Origin of the sequence: Swingsia samuiensis, from assembly GCF_006542355.1 — a bacterium.
In the GTDB taxonomy this organism is placed as follows: Bacteria; Pseudomonadota; Alphaproteobacteria; order Acetobacterales; family Acetobacteraceae; genus Gluconobacter; species Gluconobacter samuiensis.
Window position 1 is genome coordinate 291761 of the sequence record NZ_CP038141.1, and the last position, 26481, is coordinate 318241.

25 protein-coding genes are annotated in these 26481 nt (G+C 46.0%); 15 read left to right on the plus strand and 10 right to left on the minus strand.

The features are described from left to right. The first annotated feature begins 65 nt into the window (after positions 1-65). The 8 genes from E3D00_RS01370 (at position 66) to E3D00_RS01405 (ending at position 8662) form a co-directional block, all read left to right on the plus strand. Positions 66-2144, plus strand: coding sequence for an AsmA family protein (locus tag E3D00_RS01370; protein ID WP_246091457.1), 2079 nt, complete (start codon positions 66-68; stop codon positions 2142-2144). An 86-nt stretch (positions 2145-2230) separates the two neighbouring features. After that, positions 2231-3562 carry an NCS2 family permease gene (locus E3D00_RS01375; protein WP_141459258.1) on the plus strand — a complete coding sequence of 444 codons (1332 nt, stop codon included), beginning with the start codon at positions 2231-2233 and terminating at the stop codon, positions 3560-3562. Positions 3563-3603: 41 nt separating this feature from the next. Beyond that, on the plus strand, positions 3604-4368 hold the full coding sequence (locus E3D00_RS01380) for a hypothetical protein (protein ID WP_141459260.1): 765 nt from the start codon (positions 3604-3606) through the stop codon (positions 4366-4368). A 62-nt stretch (positions 4369-4430) separates the two neighbouring features. Then, complete coding sequence (locus E3D00_RS01385; RefSeq protein ID WP_141459262.1) at positions 4431-4664, plus strand: sulfurtransferase TusA family protein; 234 nt, start codon at positions 4431-4433, stop codon at positions 4662-4664. Positions 4665-4782: 118 nt separating this feature from the next. After that, positions 4783-5034, plus strand: a complete 252-nt coding sequence (locus tag E3D00_RS01390) for an exodeoxyribonuclease VII small subunit (RefSeq protein ID WP_141459264.1) — start codon at positions 4783-4785, stop codon at positions 5032-5034. Then, entirely contained in the window at positions 5031-5936 is a 906-nt protein-coding gene (locus E3D00_RS01395) for a polyprenyl synthetase family protein (protein ID WP_141459266.1), read from the plus strand. The genes E3D00_RS01390 and E3D00_RS01395 overlap by 4 nt, the downstream gene beginning before the upstream one ends. Before the next feature lie 4 nt (positions 5937-5940). After that, a complete protein-coding gene (gene dxs, locus E3D00_RS01400) occupies positions 5941-7914 on the plus strand; it encodes a 1-deoxy-D-xylulose-5-phosphate synthase (protein ID WP_141459268.1) in 1974 nt (657 codons plus the stop codon). Between the two features lie 7 nt (positions 7915-7921). Then, complete coding sequence (locus E3D00_RS01405) at positions 7922-8662, plus strand: TlyA family RNA methyltransferase (RefSeq protein WP_141459270.1); 741 nt, start codon at positions 7922-7924, stop codon at positions 8660-8662. 4 nt (positions 8663-8666) lie between these two features. Here the strand turns inward: E3D00_RS01405 and E3D00_RS01410 are convergent, their stop codons facing one another. Next, positions 8667-9134: a nuclear transport factor 2 family protein gene (locus tag E3D00_RS01410; protein ID WP_141459272.1), complete on the minus strand. Its 468-nt coding sequence runs from the start codon at positions 9132-9134 to the stop codon at positions 8667-8669. A gap of 119 nt (positions 9135-9253) precedes the next feature. Here E3D00_RS01410 and rlmN point away from each other — a divergent pair, with 119 nt between their 5' ends. The 3 genes from rlmN to E3D00_RS01425 all read left to right on the plus strand — a co-directional run bounded on the left by rlmN (position 9254) and on the right by E3D00_RS01425 (position 12301). Then, a complete protein-coding gene (rlmN, locus tag E3D00_RS01415; RefSeq protein ID WP_141462320.1) occupies positions 9254-10465 on the plus strand; it encodes a 23S rRNA (adenine(2503)-C(2))-methyltransferase RlmN in 1212 nt (403 codons plus the stop codon). A gap of 89 nt (positions 10466-10554) precedes the next feature. Then, positions 10555-11787: an argininosuccinate synthase gene (locus tag E3D00_RS01420; RefSeq protein WP_141459274.1), complete on the plus strand. Its 1233-nt coding sequence runs from the start codon at positions 10555-10557 to the stop codon at positions 11785-11787. A gap of 13 nt (positions 11788-11800) precedes the next feature. After that, the gene (locus tag E3D00_RS01425) at positions 11801-12301 is read left to right on the plus strand and encodes an FKBP-type peptidyl-prolyl cis-trans isomerase (protein WP_141459276.1); all 501 of its coding nucleotides are present in this window, start codon (positions 11801-11803) and stop codon (positions 12299-12301) included. 39 nt (positions 12302-12340) lie between these two features. On the opposite strand, the gene E3D00_RS01430 is transcribed toward E3D00_RS01425, so the two are convergent. Further along, complete coding sequence (locus tag E3D00_RS01430; protein WP_141459278.1) at positions 12341-12877, minus strand: thymidine kinase; 537 nt, start codon at positions 12875-12877, stop codon at positions 12341-12343. Positions 12878-13008: 131 nt separating this feature from the next. On the opposite strand from E3D00_RS01430, the gene E3D00_RS01435 reads away from it, so the two are divergent. Both E3D00_RS01435 and trpS read left to right on the plus strand, forming a co-directional pair. Beyond that, positions 13009-13458 (plus strand): c-type cytochrome, encoded by a 450-nt coding sequence (locus E3D00_RS01435; RefSeq protein WP_141459280.1) that lies wholly within the window; start codon positions 13009-13011, stop codon positions 13456-13458. A 20-nt stretch (positions 13459-13478) separates the two neighbouring features. Continuing rightward, positions 13479-14468, plus strand: coding sequence for a tryptophan--tRNA ligase (gene trpS, locus E3D00_RS01440; protein ID WP_141459281.1), 990 nt, complete (start codon positions 13479-13481; stop codon positions 14466-14468). Between the two features lie 22 nt (positions 14469-14490). On the opposite strand, the gene lpxB is transcribed toward trpS, so the two are convergent. The 5 genes from lpxB to rpmI form a co-directional block, all read right to left on the minus strand. After that, on the minus strand, positions 14491-15720 hold the full coding sequence (gene lpxB / locus E3D00_RS01445; RefSeq protein WP_141459283.1) for a lipid-A-disaccharide synthase: 1230 nt from the start codon (positions 15718-15720) through the stop codon (positions 14491-14493). Continuing rightward, entirely contained in the window at positions 15717-18188 is a 2472-nt protein-coding gene (pheT, locus tag E3D00_RS01450) for a phenylalanine--tRNA ligase subunit beta (RefSeq protein WP_141459285.1), read from the minus strand. Before pheT ends, lpxB begins: the two co-directional genes overlap by 4 nt. A gap of 1 nt (position 18189) precedes the next feature. Next, complete coding sequence (gene pheS / locus E3D00_RS01455) at positions 18190-19260, minus strand: phenylalanine--tRNA ligase subunit alpha (protein ID WP_141459287.1); 1071 nt, start codon at positions 19258-19260, stop codon at positions 18190-18192. A gap of 103 nt (positions 19261-19363) precedes the next feature. Next, complete coding sequence (gene rplT, locus E3D00_RS01460) at positions 19364-19720, minus strand: 50S ribosomal protein L20 (RefSeq protein ID WP_141459289.1); 357 nt, start codon at positions 19718-19720, stop codon at positions 19364-19366. A gap of 14 nt (positions 19721-19734) precedes the next feature. Then, on the minus strand, positions 19735-19938 hold the full coding sequence (gene rpmI, locus E3D00_RS01465) for a 50S ribosomal protein L35 (protein WP_141459291.1): 204 nt from the start codon (positions 19936-19938) through the stop codon (positions 19735-19737). 313 nt (positions 19939-20251) lie between these two features. Between rpmI and E3D00_RS01470 the strand changes: the two genes are divergently transcribed. Next, the gene (locus E3D00_RS01470; RefSeq protein WP_141459293.1) at positions 20252-22672 is read left to right on the plus strand and encodes a glucose/quinate/shikimate family membrane-bound PQQ-dependent dehydrogenase; all 2421 of its coding nucleotides are present in this window, start codon (positions 20252-20254) and stop codon (positions 22670-22672) included. A gap of 92 nt (positions 22673-22764) precedes the next feature. On the opposite strand, the gene E3D00_RS01475 is transcribed toward E3D00_RS01470, so the two are convergent. From E3D00_RS01475 to E3D00_RS01485, 3 genes are read right to left on the minus strand one after another with little or no spacing between them, the layout of a single operon-like run. After that, positions 22765-23919 (minus strand): AGE family epimerase/isomerase, encoded by a 1155-nt coding sequence (locus tag E3D00_RS01475; RefSeq protein WP_246091458.1) that lies wholly within the window; start codon positions 23917-23919, stop codon positions 22765-22767. 24 nt (positions 23920-23943) lie between these two features. Continuing rightward, the gene (rfaE1, locus tag E3D00_RS01480; protein ID WP_141459295.1) at positions 23944-25407 is read right to left on the minus strand and encodes a D-glycero-beta-D-manno-heptose-7-phosphate kinase; all 1464 of its coding nucleotides are present in this window, start codon (positions 25405-25407) and stop codon (positions 23944-23946) included. A 6-nt stretch (positions 25408-25413) separates the two neighbouring features. Continuing rightward, a complete protein-coding gene (locus tag E3D00_RS01485; RefSeq protein WP_141459297.1) occupies positions 25414-25971 on the minus strand; it encodes a D-glycero-alpha-D-manno-heptose-1,7-bisphosphate 7-phosphatase in 558 nt (185 codons plus the stop codon). A gap of 197 nt (positions 25972-26168) precedes the next feature. On the opposite strand from E3D00_RS01485, the gene E3D00_RS01490 reads away from it, so the two are divergent. Continuing rightward, complete coding sequence (locus tag E3D00_RS01490) at positions 26169-26456, plus strand: hypothetical protein (RefSeq protein WP_141459299.1); 288 nt, start codon at positions 26169-26171, stop codon at positions 26454-26456. Positions 26457-26481: the final 25 nt, after the last annotated feature.

Below are 26481 nucleotides of genomic sequence, written 5' to 3' on the forward strand. Positions count from 1 at the left end.
TTATACCTACAGATCTCTTTTATCTTAGACCTTCCATAAGATATTTTTATACGGAGTTTTAAAGCGTGAGTGCCTCTCTTCCTCCCAAACGTACACACCGCACTCGTAAAATTATTATAAAAATATTCGGTATTTTCAGTATTGCGCTCTTTATTCTCATTCTTGTCTGGCAATGGGATTGGTTCGTTCCCCTCATTAACCGAAAAGCCTCTGCCGCTCTAGGGCGAGATGTCAGTATTTCTCATTTACATGTTTCCTTAGGATTGCGAACTGCTATCACAGTTGATGATCTGAAAGTCGCTCAGCCTAAAGAATTTGAAAGTGAGAAAACCGATTTTGCTTCAGCTCGCTCCATCACGGTAAGCGTTGACGTCTGGCGGTATTTAACAGGAAAAGGTCTTTCTCTCACCGACATTCGACTGGATACACCAAAAGCAGACATTGTTTCCCGTCTCAATGGCCAAAATAACTACTCCTTTGGAAGCGATCACGCCTCCAGTCAAAAGAGTTCATCTTCTTCAACGTCATCCCTGCCTGACATTGGCAACATTGAAATACAAAATGCAGATATCCGTTTAGCTTTAGCCAAGCTGAAAACAGATATGCATGTGTTTATTCACACCACTCCTCCCCAAAAATCAAACGATGGTAGTTTAGTCGTTGACGCAAAGGGGCTCTATGCTCGTCAGCCCATTACAGGACATATAGTCGGGGGAGCCCTTCTCTCACTCACTCATCCTGATAAACCATACCCTATTGATGGACGGCTTTCTAATGGCCCCACTTATATAACCTTAAAAGGGACTGTGGATGACCCTTTACATTTCAAAGGCACCAAACTTGCCTTGCATATGGCCGGCCCAGATATGGCCCTCCTATATGCCCTAACTGGCATCCCTATTCCTCATACGCCGTCTTATAGCATTACGGGAAACCTTGGTTATTCCAGCAATGCTATTTTATTTCAAAACTTTGTAGGTCGGTTAGGCTCATCAGATCTTAACGGCAATATTAGTGTCAAACCCGATTTAAAGCCGCCATTTGTAAATGCAAACCTACATTCACACCTTGTTAATTTAGATGATCTTGCCGGCTTCATTGGTGCAAAACCAAGTAAAAACACCAAAGCTGTTCCTCCCAGCAAAAATATTTTGCCGGATCAAAAAATTAACGTTCCCAAATTAAATAGTATCAATGCTCATCTCACATATCATGGAGATCATATTCAAAATAAAAGCTTACCTTTGGATAACATTGATACCGCTTTTGAAATTAAAGACGGATCCATCAACCTAGATCATCTTAATTTTGCCGTGGGGGCGGGTAAAATTACATCTCAAGCCACGTTTCAGCCCACAACACATCAAGAATTCAATACCCATTTCCGGCTAAACGTCTCTCAATTCCCTCTCTCGCGCATCATGCCATCAACGGCGATGTTTAAAGGCCATGGTGTTATTGGTGGACACGTTACCCTTACCTCAAGAGGAAACTCGGTCGCCAGCCTCGTGGCAAATGGTGACGGTGGTATCACTCTCGTGCTAGATCAAGGCGGGAATGTTACAGCACTTCTGCCAGATCTATTAGGCCTGAAATTGGGATCTGCCGTTCTTTCTGCATTGAACATCCCTAACCGATCCGAACTTTCCTGCCTCGTAGCTGACATGCCTTTGCAGCGTGGAATTTTAAATACTCATTCCCTGCTCATTCAAACAGACACAACACGCACAACGGGTAAAGGGAGCGTAAACTTTCGAAACGATACAATCGATTATTCCGTCACAACACGTTCGGTCCACCCTCAAATTTTATCCTTACCGGGCGCTATTAATATTACAGGCCCTATCGCAAATCCTACTGTTTTGCCAGGAGCAGAAATTATTGGCCGTACAGCTGCTGCTATTGGATTAGGTATCCTTTTCCCTCCAGCCGCTCTTATCCCAACAATTCAATTAGGAGTTGGGAAAGGCTCTTCTTGTGAACGGGCCATAACGGAAGCGAATGTTCACCCTGCTGCCGGTATCCCTGCTGGGAACAACACAACCCACATGAGCGGAACCCCTGGAGCAGATAACAATCATGCTACACATCTTTCACCGTCTCAAATTCGTCACCTTTGGTCAAAAAAGTTACATCACCACTAAAAAAAACGCATCTTCTGGTATGGCGGGAAAGCCTTTTTAGACTATAGCTGAGAAAAAATATTCTTTCCCGTCGGAGTGCCCGATCGTTGTTATCTGCTCTCGACCGCTGGTTTAGTATTTCCGCCCGCGGGTCTACTTTCTTTCGTGAAATTATAGCCGGATTAACTGTATTCGGCTCCATGGCTTATATCGTTGCCGTTAATCCTGCCATCCTATCAGCTGCAGGGTTAGACCGTCATGATATGGTGATGACAACAATTGCAGGAGCCGTTGCAGGCACATTACTGATGGCTCTTTGGGCTCGCCTGCCGATTGCCCTCGCCCCTGCAATGAGCAGCAACGTATTATTTTCACAAGTTGTCGTTCAACAAGCACATGTTAATCCACGCACCGCTTTTACTGTTGTTTTCTTTAGTGGGATTTTGTTTACCTCTTTATCCTTAAGTTCTATCCGTCAGAAAATTATTCAAGGTTTCCCGCCCACAATTATTCTGGGCATTCAGGTTGCTCTAGGCGCATTCATCGCACGAATTGGCCTTATAACAGGCGGAATTGCAACGCCTTCTCCTGATGGGCTTTCTTTTGGTTCTTTGCATGACCCACGTGTTATTCTCAGTTTGGCAGGCATCATTCTCTGTGCCATTCTGATCGTTCTTAGAGTACCTGCAGGATTATTTTTAACACTTATATCCATCACATTCGCAGGGTTATTTATCACTAAAAATCACGCTTATATTACAACCGTGCCAAACTCCATGATGGACTGGCCTCACTACCCAAGCCATTTATTTCTTCCCTTTGATTTTCAAGGTTTTTTTTCACATTTAGGCCTTCTTGTTCCAATTACACTCTATTTTCTTATTAGTGATTTTTTTGATGCGTCATCGACACTTATCGGGATCACTAACCGAGCGAATCTGGCCGATTCCTCAGATAAACTCACTCTCGATTATAGAGCGTTTGCCTCTGATGGGACTGCCAGCATTATCGGTGCTTGCTTAGGCACGTGTACTGTATCAGCCTATATTGAAAGCCTTGTCGGGGTTGAGGCTGGGGGACGTACCGGGCTTAGTTCATGCGTTGTCGCAATCCTTTTTGCCATCACAGCAATATTTTGGCCTATCATTACAGCCGTCCCCGCCGTCGCAACAGCGCCTGTACTCGTAATCGTTGGGTTAAGTATGCTCAACAATTTACACCTCATTTCTCCCAAAAACTCAGATGCGCTCCCTCCCCTCACGATGCTCCTCATCGCCAGTGTAACCGGAAACTTTATGTTGAGTTTATCTTGCGGTTTATTCCTTTATACGGGACTGGCTATTGCCTTGCGGGAGTTCAAAAAATTAAGCATTATCGTCATCAGCCTTGATCTTCTTTTCCTTTTTTATATGTTCCTTCAAATGCATATTGAGCATTAATTTTTAATCTTTCTTTTACTTTAATAGGTCATACTCACAACATGACCTCTGCACCCCATATCTTTATTGCTACTCCTTGTTTTAACAGCTCTGTCACTTTGCCATACATGCATTCTCTGATTGCCTGTATGGCCGAAGCATCTCAACACAACATTAAGCTGACCTTATCGACACTAGGGAGTGATGCTCTTATCACACGAGCACGCAATACTCTCCTGCATCAGTTCATGACAATGACAGACGCAAGCCATATTCTCTTCATAGATAGTGATATTGGTTTCGAGTTCTCCGATATTCTTGCGCTTCTTGCAGCACAAAAACCCATCATCGGTGGAGCATATCCTCTCAAAAACCATTACTGGGATGATGAGACAACTCACCGTATCCAACAAGGTGAACCCGCTCAAACAGCCAGTTTACGGTACGTGGGTGATAATAACAGCCTCAATCATGAAAATGCCTCAACCAACCATGTGGTAGAAGTTCCCTATATTGGAACAGGCTTTATGCTGTTATCACGAGACGCTATTCAAAAATTAATTGTCGCCTATCCCCAAACACAATACTCTAGAATTGATGCGAAACAGACAGGGCATACGGCCGCGACACACGCCAAAGCTTTCGCTTTATTTGATTGCATCATTCACCCTACAACTCAAACATACCTGTCAGAAGACTTTGCTTTCTGCCATCGCTGGGCCTCTCTCGGCGGCAAGATTTGGTTACATCGCGGTTTTAATCTATCCCATACAGGGAACACCACATTTTTTGGTCAGCTCAATAACCGTCTTACCAAAAAATTATAGCGACAAAATAATTCTACAGTCCTATAATTAGCTTATGTTTAAAAAACTTCTTTCATAACGCAATGAGTGACTTAAAAGAGACTTTTCTCGACTTGAAAGGGCTAATCTGTCCTATTCCTGTTTTAAAAACAAATCGTGCTTTACGTGATATAGAATCTGGTGATCGGCTTCGTGTTTTAACGACTGACCGTGCTTCTGTCGCAGATTTCCAATCTTTTTGTCGGGAAACAGGCCACTCTCTAATCGCTTTTACCGAAAATTCTGGTGTCTTTTCTTTTATTATTCGCAAAAAATAACCCCCACTCTTTTGAAAAAATTAAGAGTTTCTTTCCATTGGGGGGTGGAAAAAGGTTTAGTCTCCCTGTAATCCAATCCGTTGGTTACGTTATTCCCTAAGTATCTTGAGACGCCTCTATGCCTAAACCAATTGAAGCCATGTCTTTCGAAGATGCTCTTTCTGAACTCGAGCAAATCGTTCGGGGCTTAGAAGGTGGGCAAATGAAATTGGAAGATGCCATCTCAGCTTATGAGCGAGGAGCTGCATTGCGTAAGCATTGTGATGCCAAACTTGGGGAAGCGGAAATGCGTGTGCGTGCAATCGTACAAAAAGATGATGAAACGATAGGGACAGAACCTCTTGATTCTAGCGGAGAAAAAGCTCAATGAGCCCCAATAATCATTCTTCTGCTCTAAAAGAGTCCCTTTCGCACGCGTGCTCCGACATAGAACAAACCATTGATTCCCTTTTGCCAATGGTTCCCGGAGATGATGCCATTCTCCTCGAAGCCATGCGTTATGCAGCTCTAGGAGGAGGCAAACGCCTTCGTGGTTTTCTTGCCGTAGAAGTCGCCTCTCTCTTTGGTGCTTCCAGACAATCAGCGCTCCGCGTCGCTGCTTCTGTTGAATTCCTGCATGCATACTCCCTCGTCCATGATGACTTGCCATCAATGGATGATGATGATCTCCGTCGTGGACGCCCTTCAACACACCGTCAATTTAATGAAGCCATCGCCATTCTGGCCGGTGATGCGCTTCAAACGAGTGCGTTCGAAGTCCTGCTCGATCCTGAGACTCATTCAGATCCGCTTATCAGAGCTAATTTAGCTCTCGCCCTTGCTAAAGCTTCTGGCTCAGCAGGAATGGTTGGTGGACAAGTGATTGATATTCAAGGGGAAGGTCGTGCACTCCCTCTTAATGAAGTTCGTCGCCTCCATGCTATGAAAACAGGAGCTCTTATCCGCTACTCCGCAGAGGCAGGCGCCATTCTCGCAGGAGTAACAGATGAACGCCGTGACGCTATTATCTCCTATGGAAACAACCTAGGCACTGCATTCCAAGTAGCCGATGATGTTCTCGACTCAACAGCGAGTGCCGAAGAACTTGGTAAAACAGCTGGAAAAGATGAAGCCAACGGCAAATCAACTTATGTATCATTACTCGGCATTGATGGCGCTAAAGCCGAAGCGCGTCGCTTAAGTGAACAAGCGCGCGACGCACTTTCCTCTTTTAATGAAAAAGCCAACACCCTCAGAGCGCTTGCCGATTACGTTGTGGAGCGCAGGAACTAATTTCATGAGTGACTCAAATTCAAAAATCCCTACATACGGTCAATATCCAATTCTGGACCGCGTCACTCTTCCCTCTGATATGCGAAATCTTTCCGTAGATCAGCTGAAACAACTCGCTCACGAACTCAGATCCGAAACTGTTGACGCTGTTTCCACAACGGGAGGACACCTTGGTGCTTCTCTAGGAGTGGTTGAGCTTACTGTTGCTCTTCATGCCGTTTTTAACACTCCCGATGACCGGATTATCTGGGATGTTGGCCATCAGGCTTATCCTCACAAAATTCTAACGGGCCGTCGTGATCGTATTCGTACATTACGGCAACCTCACGGACTATCTGGCTTTACCCGCCGCTCAGAAAGTGAATATGACCCGTTTGGTGCTGCTCACTCCTCTACATCTATCTCGGCAGGCTTAGGAATGGCCGTCGCGCACCATCTGCGCGCTGAAGAAGACCCTAGCTATCATGAACGTAACGTAATCGCCGTTATTGGTGATGGTTCGATCTCCGCAGGCATGGCCTACGAAGCTATGAACAATGCTGCGGTAGCAGGCCCTGGAGCAAACCGACTGATTGTTGTTTTAAATGACAATGAAATGTCAATTGCTCCACCGGTTGGCTCTATGTCCAACTATCTTTCTAGGCTGATGACATCTCGCCAATTCTTCAATCTTAGAGACTTAGCTGGTAAGTTTGCCAAACGTCTACCCGGCAAATTTGAACGGACCGCTAAGCGCGCTGAAGAATATGCTCGTAGCATGATTACGGGTGGCACTCTCTTTGAAGAGCTTGGTTTTTATTATATAGGTCCCGTCGATGGCCATGATATGAACCAGCTAGTGCCTATCTTACGCAACCTTAGAGACGCAGAAGATCAAGGCCCTATCCTCCTTCACATCATCACAGAAAAAGGCCGTGGCTATAAGCCTGCGGAATCTGCTGGTGACAAATATCATGCTGTAAGCAAGTTTAATGTCGCTACAGGTGAGCAGAAAAAAGCACCTGCTGGCCCAGCAAGCTACACATCTGTTTTTGGCCGTGAATTAATGAGACGCGCAAAAACAGATGATAAACTTGTTACCATTACAGCAGCTATGCCGTCTGGGACAGGTTTACACGATTTCGCAAAAACTTATCCTGATCGCTTCTTTGACGTTGGGATTGCAGAGCAACATGCGGTTACCTTTGCAGCAGGCATTGCCTCTGAAGGTCTGCGCCCCATTTGCGCTATTTACTCAACCTTTTTACAACGCGCTTATGACCAAGTTGTACATGACGTTGCTTTACAAAACCTTCCGGTCCGTTTTGCCATTGATCGTGCAGGGCTAGTCGGAGCCGACGGAGCAACGCACGCTGGTTCGTTTGACCTGAACTACCTCTGTTGCCTTCCCAACATGGTTGTTATGGCCCCTGCAGATGAAGTTGAGCTTCTTCACGCCACTGCAACAGCGTGTGAGTATGACGCCGGCCCTATTGCCTTCCGCTACCCTCGTGGAAGCGGCATTGGCCTAGAACTACCAGAAGCAGGCGAAGTTCTTGAAATTGGAAAAGGACGTATCGTTCAAGAACCGCAATCTCCTTCAAAAGAAAAAGAAGGCGTTGCTATTCTCTCTTTAGGCCCTCGCCTGCAAGAAGCACTTCGTGCAGCAGGTCAACTCACAGCACAAGGCATCCCTGTTACTGTTGCAGATGCACGCTTTGCCAAACCAATCGATACAGATCTAGTCGAAAAGCTGGCTCAACAGCATGAAGTCTTTATCACGTTGGAAGAAGGTGCCATTGGGGGCTTCAGCAGTCTTGTTGTGCAGCACTTAGCAGATACAGGATTGCTGGATCAGGTAAAGTTCCGCCCCATGGCTTTCCCTGATAAATACATCGACCACAACACGCCTGAGGTTCAGTATGATGAAGCCGGCCTAACGGCTCCTCATATTGTAAAAACAGCGAAGGCTGCCCTTAGCCAATCTTCTCAGAAGTAACTTTTTCATGGCAAAACGCCGCGCAGACCAGCTCCTCGTTGATCGGGGGCTGGTTGAAAGCCGAACACGCGCTCAGGCCCTCATTATGGCGGGCTTAGCTTTTTCTGGTGATCGTAAAATTGCAAAAGCTGGTGATCAATTAAAAGAAGACGCTCCCCTATCTCTAAAAGGCCAAGATCATCCTTGGGTATCTCGCGGGGGGTTAAAACTGATCCATGGGATTGAGCATTTTCAGCTTGATCCAACAGATCGAATTGCTATCGACGTAGGTGCCTCTACGGGCGGATTTACAGACGTATTACTCACCCACGGTGCACGCAAAGTATATGCTGTTGATGTAGGGCACGGGCAGCTTGCTTGGAAAATACGCTCAGATGAACGCGTCGTGGTTATGGAAAAGACAAATGCACGCGCCCTAACGGCAGAGCAAATTCCTGAATTAGCTGATATCGTTGTCTGTGATGCCAGCTTTATTAGTTTAAAAACAGTTCTACCCGCAGCCCTCGCACTAACATCCCCAAGGGCTTGGGTAATTGCGTTGATTAAGCCCCAGTTCGAAGCCGGTCGATCCGAGGTTGGCGCGAAAGGCGTGGTTAGAGATGCGGCAGTCCATGAACGCGTCTGCCATGAAATTCAGGAATGGTTTTCCGCTCTCCCAGATTGGGAAGTATTAGGTATTGAGCCAAGCCCCATCACAGGGCCTGAAGGCAACCGTGAATTCCTGATTGCCGCCCGGCGTAAAAACTAAAGTGTTATAATCCTAGATCCGTTAACCCCGGATGGTCACTCGGTCTCACATGCCCTTGCCATAAAAAGAGGCGGTCTCTTGATTCTATTGACACATCGTTAATACTTGCATGGCGTTCCTCCATGAGACCTTCCGCATTAAATTGCCAGTTTTCATTCCCATAAGATCGCCACCAACGCCCGTTTACGTCGTGCCATTCATAAGCAAAACGCACTGCGATACGATGATCCTGAAACGACCATAGCTCTTTAATAAGTTTATACGATTTTTCCTGCTCCCACTTTTGCATCAAAAAATGAATTATTGCAGAATGGCCCTGTAAAAAATGGCTCCTGTTCCTCCAGCGGCTATCCTGCGTATAGGCTTGAGCAATCTGCTGCGGGACTTGCTGATTCCATAAATCTTCAGCGGCTCTTACCTTTGCTTGTGCTGCTTCTAAATCAAAAGGCGGTATCAGTTTTTGATCGCTCATAAAATTACCCTCAAAAATAGATGATTATTATAAAATCCAATATATTTTCATAATAATCCTACCATCACTTAATTTTCCTTGGAAATGTGATCCTTCTCCGTGCTATGGCTCCGCGCGCCATGACCGTGCTCAAACATCCCGACACTCCCCCACGTATCAACTCAATTGAAGCTGATTCGCTTAATACTCAAGAACGTGAGCGTATCCACGCGAAATCCGCGTTATTTGCTCCTCCGGAAGCCAAGCTGGCTGATGGCCGGCGTGATCTTGTCGGCCTATCCCGTGAAGAGCTGACAGAACTTCTGGTTGACATTGGAGAGAAGCCTTTCCGGGCCAAACAACTTTGGCACTGGATTTATCATCAAGGGGCCACTGACTTCTCGAAGATGAGCACAATTGCCAAGCCTCTTCAAACAAAGCTTGCAGAACATTTCATTGTCGGCCGCCCCAGCACAACACTGGAACAAACATCCGTCGACGAAACACGCAAATTCCTTTTCCGCTTCCGGGATGATCAGGAAGCAGAAACCGTTTATATCCCCGATCGTCGCGAAGACCGTGGGGCGGTGTGTATTTCATCACAAGTGGGCTGCACGCTTTCCTGTACCTTTTGCCATACGGGAACGCAAAAGCTCGTTCGCAATTTAGGATCGGCTGAAATTGTCGGGCAATTCATGGCCGCACGTGACAGCTATAACGAATGGCCAAGCCCCACGGGGGATACTCCTCGCCTTCTCTCCACAATCGTGTTGATGGGCATGGGCGAACCTCTCTATAATTATGAGAACGTTGCCAAGGCCATGCGCATCATCATGGATGGTGATGGTATTGCCCTCTCCCGGCGCAGAATTACCCTCTCTACCTCAGGCGTTGTTCCTATGATGGATCGCTGTGGAGATGAACTTGGCATTAACCTTGCCATCTCCCTCCATGCTGTCACCAATGAGCTACGGGATAAGATTGTCCCTCTCAACCGTAAGTACCCTATCGAAGAACTGATGGCGGCCTGTAAGCGTTACCCGGCTGCTTCCAACTCTCGGCGCATTACCTTTGAGTACATTATGCTTCGTGATGTGAATGATAGCGAAGCCGATGCACGCGAACTCGTCCGGTTGATTAAAGATTTGCCCGCCAAAGTGAACCTTATCCCCTTCAATCCTTGGCCTGGTTCTGACTTCCGTCCATCCACAAAAGAGCAACTCGCAAAGTTTGCCAAAATTGTTATGGACGCTGGGTTTTCTTCACCTATTCGTACACCACGAGGGCGAGATATTCTGGCTGCATGCGGACAACTCAAAACCGAAAGCGAGCGCCAGCGTAAAAGTCTATAAGAGCAGACTTTCCTTTCTTTGAAAGGGAATGCTACAAGTCCCTTTTTTTATACCAATAATCGTTCTCTAACTTTTAAGGATACAAACACATGAGCACCCATCAGGATGTCAAGAAAGTTGTGCTGGCCTATTCTGGCGGCCTAGACACTTCGGTCATCCTGCGATGGCTGCAAAAAACATATAACTGTGAAGTGGTAACTTTCACAGCGGATCTGGGCCAAGGTGAAGAATTAGAGCCTGCCCGTAAAAAAGCAGAAATGTTTGGCGTTAAGGAGATCTTTGTCGATGATCTACGCGAAACTTTCGTTAAAGACTATGTCTTCCCAATGTTCCGGGCGAACACTGTTTACGAAGGCCAATATCTTCTTGGAACCTCTATTGCTCGTCCCCTAATCTCCAAGCGTCAGATTGAAATTGCTGAAGCTGTTGGAGCAGATGCCGTTGCACACGGTGCCACAGGAAAAGGGAATGATCAGGTCCGCTTTGAGCTCAGCTATTATGCTTTAAAGCCTGATGTAAAGGTCATCGCTCCGTGGCGTGAATGGGATTTGACCTCCCGCACTAAACTTTTGGCCTTTGCTGAAGAAAATCAGATCCCAGTAACCAAAGATAAACGTGGAGAAGCTCCCTTCTCTGTGGATGCGAACCTTCTGCATTCCTCTTCTGAAGGAAAAATTCTGGAAAACCCAGCAGAAGCCCCTGATGAAATTGTCTTCCAACGCACAATTTCTCCAGAAGCGGCTCCAGATAAAGCAACTGAAATTAGCATTGATTTCGTCGAAGGGGACCCTGTAGCAATTAATGGCGTTGCTATGAGCCCCGCCACTCTTCTGGCTCGTCTGAATGAACTTGGACGTGACAACGGAATTGGTCGGTTAGATATCGTTGAGAACCGATTTGTTGGTATGAAATCCCGTGGTATTTACGAAACACCAGGTGGAACCATTCTGCTTGCCGCTCACCGGGCAATGGAAAGCATTACACTTGACCGGGAAGCTGCTCACCTTAAAGACAGCATCATGCCACGCTATGCTGAGTTGATTTATAACGGTTTCTGGTTCTCTCCAGAACGCCGTATGCTGCAAGCTCTTATCGACACAAGCCAACATTCCGTCACAGGCCGTGTCCGTATGAAACTCTATAAAGGCAATGTCGTTTGTGTAGGACGCGAGAGCCCCAATAGCCTTTATGATGCACGCGTTGTCACCTTTGAAGACGATGAAGGCGCCTATAACCAACAAGACGCTCAAGGCTTTATCAAGCTAAATGCTTTGCGTCTGCGGATTGGAGGGCAAATTGGCCGACGTGGTGGTGCGCTTTAAAATGAGGGAATATATGAAACGTTTATTTCGTCTTACCCCTGCATTAGCTCTTTGTAGCCTCTTTGCATTGACAGAAACAGGGTGTGCTCATGATCACGACGCACCCGAAATTTCTGCAGATCAATTCATGAAAAAAGTCCAATCTGAGCCGGGCGTTAAAACTCTTCCAGATGGACTAGCTTATAAAGTGCTTAAGTCTGGCCCCAAGGACGGGGATAGTCCTCACCGTGGATCCACTGTTATGGTGATTTATGAAGGACGTCTTCCAGACGGAGGGATCTTCGACAGTTCTGACCAGCATGGTAATGGCACCTATATGGAAATGCCTCTGGATGGACTTGTAGAAGGCTGGCTTGAAGCTCTTCCTATGATGCACGTTGGAGACGAGTGGATGCTTTACCTTCCACCGAAGCTGGCGTACGGCAATCGTTCTATGGGTATTATTCCTCCAAACAGTCCACTGATATTTAAAATTAGACTGCTTGGTGTCAATAACGGCCCTACAGCAAACTAATATAAACTACCCTCCCTCCCGAGAGATAAGCCATAGTTATTATCTCGGGAGGCTCCAATGTCGATCACAACGAGCCTGATACATTTCCTGATCCCCTGTTTGCAGTCTCTGACCTGTCTCCAGTATCTTTGCTGTCCAAGACGCAGGATGGGAGCACACTGAACATTCAGCCTTCAAATGCACAACGTCATCAGCAATACATGATAAGTCCCGTACTACGGAAAAAGGCTTCCTCTGGTAGTCCGTATCAAGACCAGCGACCGCTATAAATCCTCCAGAATTTTTAAAACTCTCTAACTCAGCAATAATATTCCCCTGATAATAGGGTGCTGTCATAAACTGAAACTCATCCAATATAATTTCGGAAGAATAACGCGCTATATCTGGCCATTTTGTAATAGAAAGTGCCTTTTTCTGGATCCCATTTCGACTGGCCAAGAATGAGCCATCTCGTGTATCAAATACCGGTTTTAATATAAGGGCTTTGGGGTATTCCTCTGCAATAGCAAGCAAATGAGCTGATTTTCCCGAAAACATTGGCCCAACATACAATTCCAAACGGCCCTTTTTATTCATAATCTAGCCCTTACAAAAATGCAGTAATCTACCTTCCAGAACAAAAAGTCACGATATAAACATACCCATCACCCTTTTCCCTACAAGGTCTTTATTATAAGATTAAAGTTCAATAAATGGACCTCCTTCCCATGAAACGCTTTCTTCTTTTTCTATGCATCTCTTTGGCTTGCTGTGGAAAGAAATCTCCGGGGCAGACGGCTTATGGCCCTAACTGCGGAATTTGCCATCATGGTGGAAAAGGTATGCCGGGTGAAATCCCACCTCTTGTTGGGCGACTAGATATTATCGCCCAATCCCCTGAAGGGCGGCGCTATCTAGCCGATGTACTCCTCAATGGTTTACATGGACCATTCACAACACAAGGCTATACTTATAATTATAGCATGCCTTCTTTTCGTGATCGTTTAAATGATCAGGAAATTTCTGAAATTCTTAATTGGCTTATTTCTCGTGGTGAGACTAAACCTTCTCCAATTATTACGCCTCAGGATATTGCCCACGCTCGCCTCCTCTCTGGGGACCCTGCCTTAACCTACAAAGAGCGTCAGAACCTTAACCTCAAACATCCTCTTCCTTAACTCTATCAACAGAAGATCTCATGCAACGCGTATTTTCCGGTATTCAGCCTACAGGCATTCCCCATCTTGGTAATTATCTTGGAGCTATCCGTAACTGGGTGAAACTTCAATCTGACCATGATTGTATCTTTTGCCTTGTCGATATGCATTCCATCACTATGCCATGGTCTCCAGAAGAACTCCGGCAACAAACGCTTGGATCTGCTGCTTGCCTTCTCGCTGCGGGGATTGAACCAACACGGCTATATAACCAATCCGCTGTCAGCGCACATGCGCGTCTAGGATGGATTTTCAATTGTGTTGCACGGTTAGGCTGGCTCAACCGCATGACTCAATTTAAAGATAAAGCGGGAAAGAACAGAGAAAATCATTCAGCAGGTCTGTATGTTTATCCTAACCTCATGGCGGCGGATATTCTCGCTTTTCATGCAACGCGTATTCCTGTTGGTGATGATCAAAAGCAACATATTGAACTTGCCAATGATATCGCACAAAAATTCAATCATGATATGGGAGTTGATTTCTTCCCAGAAATCGAAGCATTTATTCCCCCCGCTGCTGCACGCGTTATGAGCTTACGTGACGGAAGCAAAAAGATGTCCAAGTCTGATCCGTCAGAACAAAGCCGCATTGTTTTAACCGACACAGCTGATGAAATTGCTCTTAAAATACGGCGCGCCAAAACCGACCCAGAGCCTTTGCCAAGTGAGATCGATGGTCTGGCTGAAAGGCCAGAGGCACGTAACCTAGTCACAATTTATGCTGCCATGTCAGAAACAACACCTGAAGCCATCTTGCAACAATTTGGCGGTGAAGGCTTTGGTCAATTTAAATCTGCTTTAACGGACTTACTTGTCGCCAAGCTGGCTCCAGTGGCGACCGAAACTCAGCACTTACTCAAAAATAAAGATCATCTTATTTCTGTTCTTCGTACAGGTGCCGAACATGCACGCAGCATTTCTGAACCTATCGTTCAGGAAGCAGAAAAACTCGTTGGTTTTATTCGCTAAATTTCTCCCTCTTGGATGAATGTTATTGCTTTTCATCCAAGAGGTCTAAAATTTCTTCTGCAGCAGCATCTGCTGGAGTTTTATCTCCCCCGGGAGACAGCATTTCTGGCAGTTTACTGAATGCGGTACGCTGCTTTGCGATTTCGTTTTGGTCTTCAAGCAGCTTAATAACCACCCCAGCCAGCTTCTGTGGAGTACAGTTTTCCTGAAGCATTTCAGGAACCACTTCCTGCTGGCTTAAAATATTCACCATTGCAACATATGGCACTTTAATCATACGGCGGACGATAGCTGCCGTTATTGGATTAACACGATACGTCACCACCATGGGAACATTCCCCATCGCCAGCTCTAAGGTTGATGTCCCAGATTTGGTTAAAGCACACTGAGCCGCAGCAAACGCATCATGCTTATCGTGAATATCCGTTACAACATAAGGGTGAACATCCCACTTCCGTATCATCTGACGAATAGCAGGTGCAATAACTGGAGCAATCGGAATAACAGGGCAAATATCAGGATATTTCTTTTTAAGAATATCCAGCATTTTACGAAAAACTGGTAATAAACGAGACGCTTCCGAGCGTCGGCTTCCTGGCATGAGAATAACGATTGGAGCGTCTTTAGGAATATCATGCCGCTTACGGAAGCGATCTCCCTCTCCTTGCCTCACACCCGATTGTAAAACAGGATGCCCTACAAAGTGGGCTTCTATTCCCCTCTCAGCGAACCATTCTTTCTCAAAAGGCAACAAGCACAAGAGACGGTCCCATAGCCCAGGGAACTCTTTTACCCGGTTTTCACGCCAAGCCCACACTTGAGGCGCAACATAATGAACGCGCTTAATTCCAAGATGTTCTATTTTCTGGAGCAAACGCAGAGCAAAACCGGGGCTATCAATCGTCACGATAAGGTCTGGCTTACGTAATTCGATATCTTGTACGCATTCCAGTAAACGCTGGGAAAGCATTCTCACCCGTGGCAGAACTTCAACCAGTCCCATCACGGCAAGATCACTCATAGGAAACAGACTTTGAAGCCCTAATGCTCCCATTCGTCCACCGCCAACACCAGCGAACACCAGCGTTGGGTCTTTAGCAGCCAAAGCGAGCATTAATCGCGCACCAATAACATCTCCACTGGCCTCTCCAGCCAAAATCCAAATCACACGTCCATGCTGTGGCAAAACATTTTTTTCAGATGTTTCGATCGGTGCACTGGACTGTTTTTTGAATTTAGAGAAGAACTTCATCGACGCAACACAGCTCCTGTCGCTTTCAGAACAGCGGCCTCAATCGCTTGAGACACCGCTTCAAGGCGCGCATCTGTCAAGCTTTCTGTCTGAGGTTGTAGCGTAACCTCTATTCCGAGAGATCGGTACCCTTCTGGAAGAGTTTTGCCCTCAAAGATGTCAAACAATCTTACATCCTGAATCAGATTCCGATCTCCAGCACGCACCGCTTTGATAACAGCTTGTGCCTCAACATCATTCTTTACCAAAAAGGCAAAATCACGGCGTACAGGTTGTAATGTTGACAGAACAATAGACGTTTTACGCTTTGCTTTAGGCAACGGCACCTTATCAAGGTACAACTCAAACGCAACAACTGTTCCGCTTAATCCTAGAGTACGAACCACACGTGGATGTAACTCCCCAAAACTGCCTAATACCAGCTTAGGGCCTTGCGTTACATTCCCCGCACGACCGGGATGATAAAACATCGGAAGATGATCTGTCGTCACTTGTAAGGATGCTTCAGGAACCCCTAAAGCATTCAACGCAGCGAACAAGTCAGCCTTGGCCTCCCAAATACTCGCATCCTGAGCAGATTTTCCCGGTTCTCTGGCCGTTAAACCGCCCCTCAACCCTGCTAATCTGAGGTGCTGCCCCTCTCCATCAAAACAAGGACCAAGTTCAAAAAGCGCAGCTTCTCCTGAGAAGCCCAACCCTCTCGCAAGATTGCGGCTTAAAGCCTTGGCTAAATTAACTAATGGTGTTGGCCGTAACTGATTTAAATCCGTAGCGATTGGATTTAATAAACGCTGGCTTTCTGGAACCTCTCCAAACAACACAGCATCATCATATGCGACAAATGAAAAGCCAACGGTCTCCATCAATCCACGTTCAGCACAAACACGCCGCAAGAGTGTGGAGCGTGCTTGTTTGGGCGTAACAGCCGAAGGAGGAACTAAACTGAGTTGAGGCAATGCGACTGGCTCAACATTATCTAGTCCATAAAGACGAAGAATTTCTTCTATAAGATCATTCTCTGCCTCCATCCGCTCTACATGCGCAGCAGCTTTCCGAGCAATGACCTCATCAAGAGTAACGCCCTGAGACAGGAACTTTCCAGAAGCAACATCATTCCGCCAAGAAGGCACTGAAAGCGTTACACTTTCATCATTTTGTTCAACAACCTCAAAGCCTAAATGCTCTAATGAACGAATAGCCTCATCAGGTTGAATTTTTACACCCCCAAGCGTTTCTAACCGTTCAAAACGAAGGGTCGCCGTACGCTCCCATTGAGGCAGAGCCCCCACTTCTGTGACTTCGCTGGCTTCTCCACCACACAGTTCTTGGATCATCCCTGTCGCAGCTTCAAGACCATTGCGCACAAGCGCAGGATCAATCCCTCTTTCGTAACGCTGGCGTGCATCCGTATGAACGCCTAAACGACGCCCTGTTAATGCAATCTTTACAGGATCAAAAAGTGCTGCTTCAATGAAAACATCTGTCGTATTTTCATCTACGCCACTTGATTTCCCGCCGATAATTCCCGCTAGAGACTGCACCCCAGCATCATCCACGATAACAAGATCGTCCGTTCCTAGAACATATTCATGATCATCAAGAGCGGTGAAGGTTTCACGTGCAGCCTGCGTCACGGTCAACACATTCCCAGACAATTTGGCTACATCAAAAACATGGAGAGGTCGTCCCAAATCATATGTTAAATAATTTGTTACGTCGACCAAAGCTGAAATCGGCTTTACACCGACAGCCTTCAGCCTTTTCTGAAGCCATTCAGGGCTTGGACCGTTTTTTACCCCGCGAACAATGCGTCCAACGACGAAATAACAGCCCTCCTCATCCTTCTTCCATGTAATAGAGGGTTCAAATTTGCCTTCAACAGCCTCCGTCAGAAATGGCTTTAAATGACCAATCCCTGAAGCGGCAAGATCACGCGCAATGCCGCGGATACTTAAGGCATCCCCTCGGTTAGGTGTAATCGATATTTCTATAACCGGGTCATCTAAATCGGCATAAACCGCATAAGGCTCTCCAATCGGAGCCGTTGGAGAAAGCTCGGCAATACCACCTGTTTCCTCACCAAGGCCTAACTCTTTAAGTGAGCAGAGCATGCCTCCACTCTCTTCCCCCCGGATCTTCCCTTTTTTTATCGTGATATCCAGTCCGGGAACATAAGTCCCTGGAGGTGCAAAAATTACATGCAATCCCGCGCGCGCATTGGGAGCACCACATACAACCTGTAAATCTTCATAACCTGCACCCGCAGCGACACGACATAACTGCAGCCGATCTGCATCTGGATGCGGGTGTGCTTCCTTAATTTTTGCAGTCCTGAAACCTGCCAGTTTCTGAGCTGGGTTTTCAACACTCTCAACTTCAAGGCCAATTTTATTAAGACGAGCACAAATCTCATCAAGGGAGGCCGTAAAGTCCAAATGCTCACGTAGCCAAGACAGAGAAAATTTCATCTTAAAATCCCTCCGTCAATGTCGCAGGAGATAGGGCAGAAAATCCGTAATGCCGTAACCAACGAAGGTCACTTTCGTAAAATGAGCGTAAGTCAGGAATGCCATTTTTTAACATCGCCAAACGTTCAATCCCCATTCCAAAAGCAAATCCTTGCCATTCTGTTGGATCAATCCCACAATTTGCTAAAACCCGAGGATGAACCATTCCAGAACCCAGAACCTCTAACCAATCCGATCCACCACCTATTTCACCTGTCGCTTTTGACCAGCCAATATCCACTTCCATTGAAGGTTCTGTAAAAGGAAAATAAGAGGCTCTAAAACGTACTGGCAAATTCGGTTTATCAAAATAAACTCTTAAAAATTCAATCAAACAGCCCTTTAGATGACCAAGCGTAATGTGCCGATCAATCACCAAGCCCTCACATTGATGGAACATTGGAGAATGCGTCGCATCATGGTCCGCACGGTAAGTGCGTCCGGGAGCGATGATACGAATAGGCGGCTTTTGTGTCATCATCGTACGGATTTGCACACCGGACGTCTGGGTTCGAAGAACGCGTGGCTCTTCCCCTTCTGCTTTCGGTGGCAAATAGAAAGTGTCATGCTCTGTACGAGCAGGATGATGATCCGGCGTATTAAGGGCCGAAAAGTTATGCCACTGACTTTCAACATCAGGGCCTTCTGCAACAGAAAAACCCATTGATCCGAAAATAGCCGTCATCTCTTCAATGGTTCGGCTAATAGGATGAATCGCACCCGCTTTAGTTGAACTAACCGGAAGCGTCACATCAATCCGTTCAGAACTCAGGCGTGCTTGTAAAGCTTCTTCTTCCAGTTCTCGACCGCGCTCTTCAATAGCTTTTGTCAACTCATCACGAAGGCGGTTTAGTGCTTGGCCTCTTGCTTTTCGCTCTTCTGGCTCAAGCTGGCCTAACTGTTTTAACAAACCAGTTAATGCACCAGATTTCCCTAATGTTCCTACTCGTATAGCATCCCATTGCACACGATCACGTGCCTCGGAAAGAGCAGTTAGAGTATTATTTTTCAGCGCGTCGAGATCGTCAGCCATATCGTCCATCGCTTAACAGCACAAATAGAAAGCGGGCTGCCCTGATAACAGAGCAGCCCGCTGGCTACCAGTCCCTTCAAAAATTTAAAGGTTCTGATAAAAATTAGCCGAGAGCGGCTTGAGCTTTCTTTACGATCTCTGCGAATGCAGCAGAATCATCAAAAGCTATTGCAGCAAGAACCTTACGGTCAATCTGGATTCCAGCTTTATCCAGCCCATTGATAAACTTGCTATATGTCAGACCGTGTTCACGAACTGCCGCATTAATACGTTGAATCCACAATGAGCGGAAATCACGCTTTTTGTTACGACGGTCCCGGTATGCATAACGCAGCGCTTTTTCAACGCGCTCCATAGCAATACGATAGTTCGTAGACGAACGACCGCGATAACCCTTCGCAAGTTCAAGAACTTTTTTGTGACGGGCGTGCGTCGTTACGCCCCGTTTAACACGTGCCATATTACCTTATCTCCTTACGAAAGCCCGTAGGGTGCCCACTGCTTAACTGTTTTTGCGTCCATTTCTGTCATGGTTTGAGGACCACGATTAGTACGCTTCATTTTTTTCGGGCGGTTGATAAGGCCGTGGCGCTTGTTACCCGGTCCACATGTGACTTTGCCTGTAGCGGTAATTTTAAACCGCTTTTTGACCGATGACTTGGTCTTCATCTTGGGCATTTCGGTCTCCTTCACCGTAAAACGATTAGTCTGACAGTTATCTTACAACGCATCAGATTATACGGCCGGGCATGCCACATTTGGCCCGGACGCGTATGGTGCGCGATTCTCTACCCTATCTGCCTCTTCAGGCCAAGAACTTTATTTTATAATAAGAGAAATTAATGTTTTGTGTGTTTTTTATTAAAATTTAGTATGATACTCACAATGACGTGAGCAACATGACGCTTATGACATCTTGACCCGATGAGCATAATCATGTGTTTTTCAACAGTTCAAGTGCTATATCCGAAATAACAACTCTAGGGAAATTATGAGCACTCAATCTCGGTCCGGGCCCTGGACCCTGATTACCGCCGCAATATTTGCTCTTTGCGGAGCGATATTGACTATTGGCGGGATCATGTCCGTATCTCACGGTGGCCCTGTTTATTACTTATTCGCCGGCGTTGTCTTCTTGGCAACAGCCCTTCTTGCATGGCTTCGCAACCAAGCAGCTCAGTGGCTTTTTGCTGCTTTTGCGCTTGTCACAGTTGCATGGGAACTCTCCATTGTCGGTCTTGACTTCTGGAGCCTCGTCCCTCGTTCTGACGTTGTCATTATTCTTGGTATCTGGCTATTGCTGCCTTTTGTATCGCGCAGCACTGGTGGTACACGTTCTTCCAGCCTACCTCTGGCTGGTTCTGTTGGTGTAGCGGCCCTTGTACTTCTAGCCGCAGCGTTTACAGACCCACACGATATCAGCGGAACCCTACCAAATGACATCGTAAACGCTTCTCCTGACAATCCAGAAAACGTGCCTGACAATGAATGGCATGCCTATGGACGCACAAGTGCAGGTGATCGTTGGTCTCCTCTAAAACAGATCAACTCAACAAACGTTCAGAACCTTAAAGTTGCTTGGCACATCCATACCAAAGACTTGATGGGTCCGAATGATCCTGGTGAATCCACAAACGAAGCAACACCTATTGAGTTTGATAACACTCTTTATCTTTGCTCTCTTCACCAGAAGCTTTTTGCAATTGATGCAGCAACAGGTCACGTCAAATGGACGTTTGACCCTCACCTACAAGTCAACCCTGGCTTCCAGCATTTAACGTGCCGTGGCGTTAGCTTCCATGAGACACCAGCAAATGCTGTTGACAGCAGCGGTCAACCAGCACCAACAGATTGTGCTAAGCGGATCATCCTGCCAGTCAACGATGGTCGTCTTGTTGAAGTAAATGCTGAAACAGGTGAAAAATGCACAAGCTTCGGTGATAATGGTGAAGTTAACCTTCGTGAACCTCATCAACCATTTACTGAGCTCGGTGTTTACGAACCAACCTCTCCTCCAGTTGTCACTGATAAATACATCATTGCCAACAGCGCTGTAAGAGACAACGGTTCGATCAAGCAGGCATCTGGTGCAACTCGCGCTTTCGATGTTTACACAGGCAAAATGGCTTGGGTGTTTGATGCATCTAACCCTGATCCAAATCAGATGCCAGATGAAAACCATCCCGTTTTCCACCCTAACTCACCAAACTCCTGGATCGTATCCGCTTACGACAAGAAGCTAAATCTTGTTTATATTCCAATGGGTGTTGGCACACCTGATCAATGGGGTGGCGACCGTACAAAAGAATCTGAACGTTATGCTCCTGGCGTCGTAGCTCTAAATGCTGATACAGGTAAGCTCGCTTGGTTCTACCAGACAGTTCACCATGACCTTTGGGACATGGACGTTGCTTCACAGCCAAGCCTAGTTGATATTACCCAAAAAGACGGATCTATCGTTCCTGCGATTTACATCCCTACAAAAACAGGCGATGTTTTTGCACTTGACCGTCGTACAGGTAAAACAATCGTAGATGCACCTGAAACACCAGTTCCTGGTGGTGCAGCTCCTGGTGACCACACCAATCCAACCCAGCCAATGTCTAAGCTGACACTTCGTCCGAAAGATCCTCTTTCAGACAAAGACATTTGGGGTGGCACCATCTTTGACCAAATGTTCTGTAGCATCTACTTCCATTCGCTACGGTATGAAGGTCCATTCACACCTCCTTCCCTTCAAGGAACACTCGTTTTCCCTGGAGACCTAGGAATGTTTGAATGGGGTGGCCTATCAATTGACCCACAACGTCAAATTGCATTTGCCAACCCAATCTCCTTGCCTTTCGTTTCTCGTCTTGTTCCTCGTGGGCCAGAAAACCCACTATGGCCAGATAAAAACGCAAAAGCTTCTGGTGGCGAAGGTGGACTACAGCCTAACTACGGTATCCCATATGCTGTTCACCTAGGTGCTTTCCTTGACCCCGTATTGTTGAAAATTGGTCTTCCTGTTCCTTGCCGTACTCCACCTTGGGGAATGGTTGCTGGTATCAATCTGCGCACAAACAAAGTTGTTTGGGAACATCGCAACGGTACTCTACGTGACTCTCTCCGTGGTACGGCTTATCCAATTGGGCTCCCAGCAATTAAAGTTGGTATTCCAAGCCTTGGTGGTCCGCTTTCAACAGCTGGTAACCTTGGGTTCTTGACCTCGACAATGGATTACTACATCCGTGCATATGACCTAACGACAGGGAAAACCCTGTGGCAAGATCGCCTACCTGCAGGTGCGCAATCAACGCCTATGACATATGCCGTTAATGGTAAGCAGTTCGTTGTTACCTATGCTGGTGGTCATAACTCATTCATGACAAAAATGGGCGATGACCTGATCGCTTATACATTGCCAAACTAAGCCTAGCTTAGTTCACGCAAGAAAGGGCACCGAAAGGTGCCCTTTTTTATTATCTTCATTACAATTGATACGGCTCTAATCGAGTAACAGGCTTACAAGATCAGCTCTCTCGCAGCACCATAAATATGATAGAGTGAACTTGCCGGCATATAATCAACTAAAGGCTGAGAGGCTTGATCCAATCGATCGACCCATCCACCAGACAACTTTTCAGGAATATAACACTGAAAGAAAGATTTACTCGCCAACTGTAAGAAATCAATATTTTGAGTGCTGCTTCCAGCATTATAACGCTGGCACAATAACCGCATCAGCTCGGTTTGAGGCCAGATCCGGGTTGAACGCTCCGATATTACTCCCCTTTCTGTCATCGCATCAAATACAATGCCTGTCTTTTTATCCGTTCCTTTTTGATAGCCTCTCAAAAAAAGCTTCTCAGCAGCATCATGAATACGGTCATCATTCGAAGCATTTTGATTGGTTAGTCGGCGATATTCTTCCAGCAACCATGACCATTCAAATAGATGGCCCGGCTCAACACGGTTTTCCCCCCATTCTTCTTGCGAAGACCAGTCACTCTTAAAAAACTCCAAGAGCATATCCGATTTTTTACAAATAAAATGTTCTAAGGCGAGTTCCACCAGCTTCTCAGCTTGATCCAAATAAAATGGCTCTGATGTCACTTCAAACAAGGCCAAATACGCCTCGAGCAAATGCATATGAGGGTTTTGACTCCGAATAGTGCTTTGCGCTGGAGCCATATCATGAAAGCCCTTATTCGAGGCTCCAAAAATATGCTGCACTTCCCCTGCTGTCTGACGCGCCGTTTGTTTGTAGTGATTGTTGCCGGTTAAGCGATACGCCCACGCATAAGCCAGCAAAATAAAAGCATGAGCATATAAATCACGAGTTGTGTTTGAGGGCGTACCATCCGGTGCTAAAGCAAATATCCACCCGGGAAGTCCATCTCGCTGGTAGTACAACCTCTCTAAAACATCTATGCAGCGAACGGCATTTTCTGAAGCATCATAAATGTTATCTAACGCAGCACGACAATAGGTTACGACTTGCCGTGCCTGCACCATCAGCCGTAAATGCTCTACATTCACCGCTGAGCCATCCCAATTTAAACGCTCATAATAAAGAAAACGTTTAGAATCAAACCCTTGATTGGCCCATAAAGGTAATGCTTGTGTTGAGGTCCAGTTATTCCACTCTTTTCCCAACTTTTGATCGATCGAAAACAAAGCTGAACCTCTATACAAATTTTATCATGACCGAACTGGCGGAGATTTCATTTTTTTTACGATTGATGTTGTGGAGCGGCCTTGAAGCACATCAACCAAAACAACGGCTCCGCCATAAGATTTAACATAATCACCGCCAACAACCTGATCTTCTGTATAATCAGAGCCTTTAACAATAATATCTGGCCGAAGCTCTTTTATAATTTCTAAAGGCGTATCCTCTTCAAACAAGACGACCAGATCTACATCACGGAGCGCACTCATAACGGCAGCTCGTGCGCCTTCATCCTGTAATGGCCTTTCCTCACCTTTTAAACGCTTGACCGAGGCATCACTATTTAAGCCAACAATTAATTTATCCCCTTGACGGGCTGCCTGCCTTAACAAGGCCACATGCCCGGGATGCAACAAATCGAAGCATCCATTCGTAAAGACGACACGTGCTCCGTGATGGCGCCATTCATTCACAAGCGCACAAGCTTGAGACATTGAGACAACACGTTTGTCTTCTTCGCTTTCAGATTGAATAATAGATTCTGCTTTCAAGGCTGCGCTTAGCTCCTCAATAGACACCGTTGCTGTTCCAAGTTTTCCAACAACAATTGACGCAGCACTCGTGGCAATCACAATCGCTGTTTCTAAATCATAACCGGCAGAAATAACACTCGCAATTGTTGCAACCACTGTGTCCCCTGCACCGGAGACATCATAAACCTCTGATTTCCTCACAACAGAATGGGTCACTTTTCCATCCGTCTGAAAAAGGGTCATCCCCTCTTCTGAGCGAGTGACCAAAACATGCCCACCAAACTGCCGCGATGCTTCCCGCGCAGCCAATTCAATCTCTGCATCTGACTTTAACGGGACACCAACGGTAAGCGCCAACTCGCCACGATTTGGTGTCACAAGCCATGCACCACTATACGCAGAAAAGTCCTTCCGTTTAGGATCTACAATAACAGGAATATCCCTTGCCTTGGCAAAGGTAAGGATCCCTTCCAAAACGTCGTCTGTTAGAACGCCTTTTGCATAATCAGAACAGACGACCACATCGGCATGCTCTATCAATCGATGTGCTGTTTTGATTAATTTATTCTTAATCTCATCAGACAGCGGAGCAACATATTCTTCGTCAATACGAACAATCTGCTGGCGGCCACTCAAAACTCTGGTTTTTGTAATCGTCGTCCAATTTGAATCTGTTACCAAGCCTGAAATATCAAGATTAGAAACTGTAGCCAGCTCTTTTCTTAACGTAGCTGCAGAAACATCATCTCCAACAAGACCAACAAGACAGACATCACACCCAAGGGCGGCAGCATTCATAGCAACGTTAGCTGCACCTCCCGGCACCGCATGGCTCTGCTTGCGCAACAACACAGGGACTGGTGCCTCAGGGGAAATTCGATTAACTGCCCCGGTTACATAGCAATCCAATAACAGATCACCAATAATCACCACTCGGCCAAAGTTAAAATTCTCGATCATAATCTACTAAGTACCTGAACCGACATACGGTTCAAAAATATGCTGCACAAAACTATATAAATCTGTGCCATCAAAAAGATAACCTCGTATGCCTGCTGCGGCGGCAGCCTGCACGTCTGTTTCTTTATCCCCTATTAGGAACGACTGCTGTCGATCTATTCCAAAATCTGAAATAGCGCGCTCAATCATCCCAGGATTGGGCTTTCGATCAAAATGATCTTCTTTAAAACACTTAATCGTCGCTTCCGGGTGATAGGGGCACATATAAAAAGCATCAATTTGTGCCGACTTCGGGACTAGCTGTCTCTGTAATTCTGCATGAAAATTTTCAACATCTTCAACAGAAAACATTCCACGCGCAACACCTGATTGATTCGTTACTACAATAAGTAAATAACCCTTATCCCTCAAAAATGATAAAGCTTCTTCTACGCCCTTAATTAATACGAGGTCTTTAACCCGATGAGGATATCCCGTATCAACATTGAGCACCCCATCTCGATCTAAGAAAACGGCTTTTTTACTTGTTAAAATATCGCTTTTTTTATCTCTTTTGTATGTCATAAAACCTCATATTAACAAAATAAATTACATATTATTTTTATATATCGGCCAACTACAGAGAAGAAATTTCCTTTTGAAAAGTTCAAAAAATATCTTACTCAATCAAAACATTTTAATAATTGCACATTTTAAACTAAATTATTATCTATGCTTGCTTAAAAGCTTGCTCCACAGGCTTTTCTTTTGAGGAGTTTAACATGATTCGTAAAGTTTCCATTGCAGCTTTAGCTATTCTTGCTTTCGGTGGCCAGATTGCTCACGCAAAACAACCTTGCCGTGACGCTAAAGGGCGCTTTGCAAAATGTGAAACCGTTAAGAAGCCTAAACACTGCCGTGATGCTAAAGGTAAATTCACAAAATGTGATGTTCCTAGCGCTTCAACTCAAGAGAAAGCTCCAGTGACAACGGCTCCAGCTCCTGCCAACCCTGCGCCTGCAGCAGCAGCTCCTGCGACAGCGCAACCTGCTGCGCCTGCAACGCACTAATATAATAAAAGCTCTGTCAGCCCCT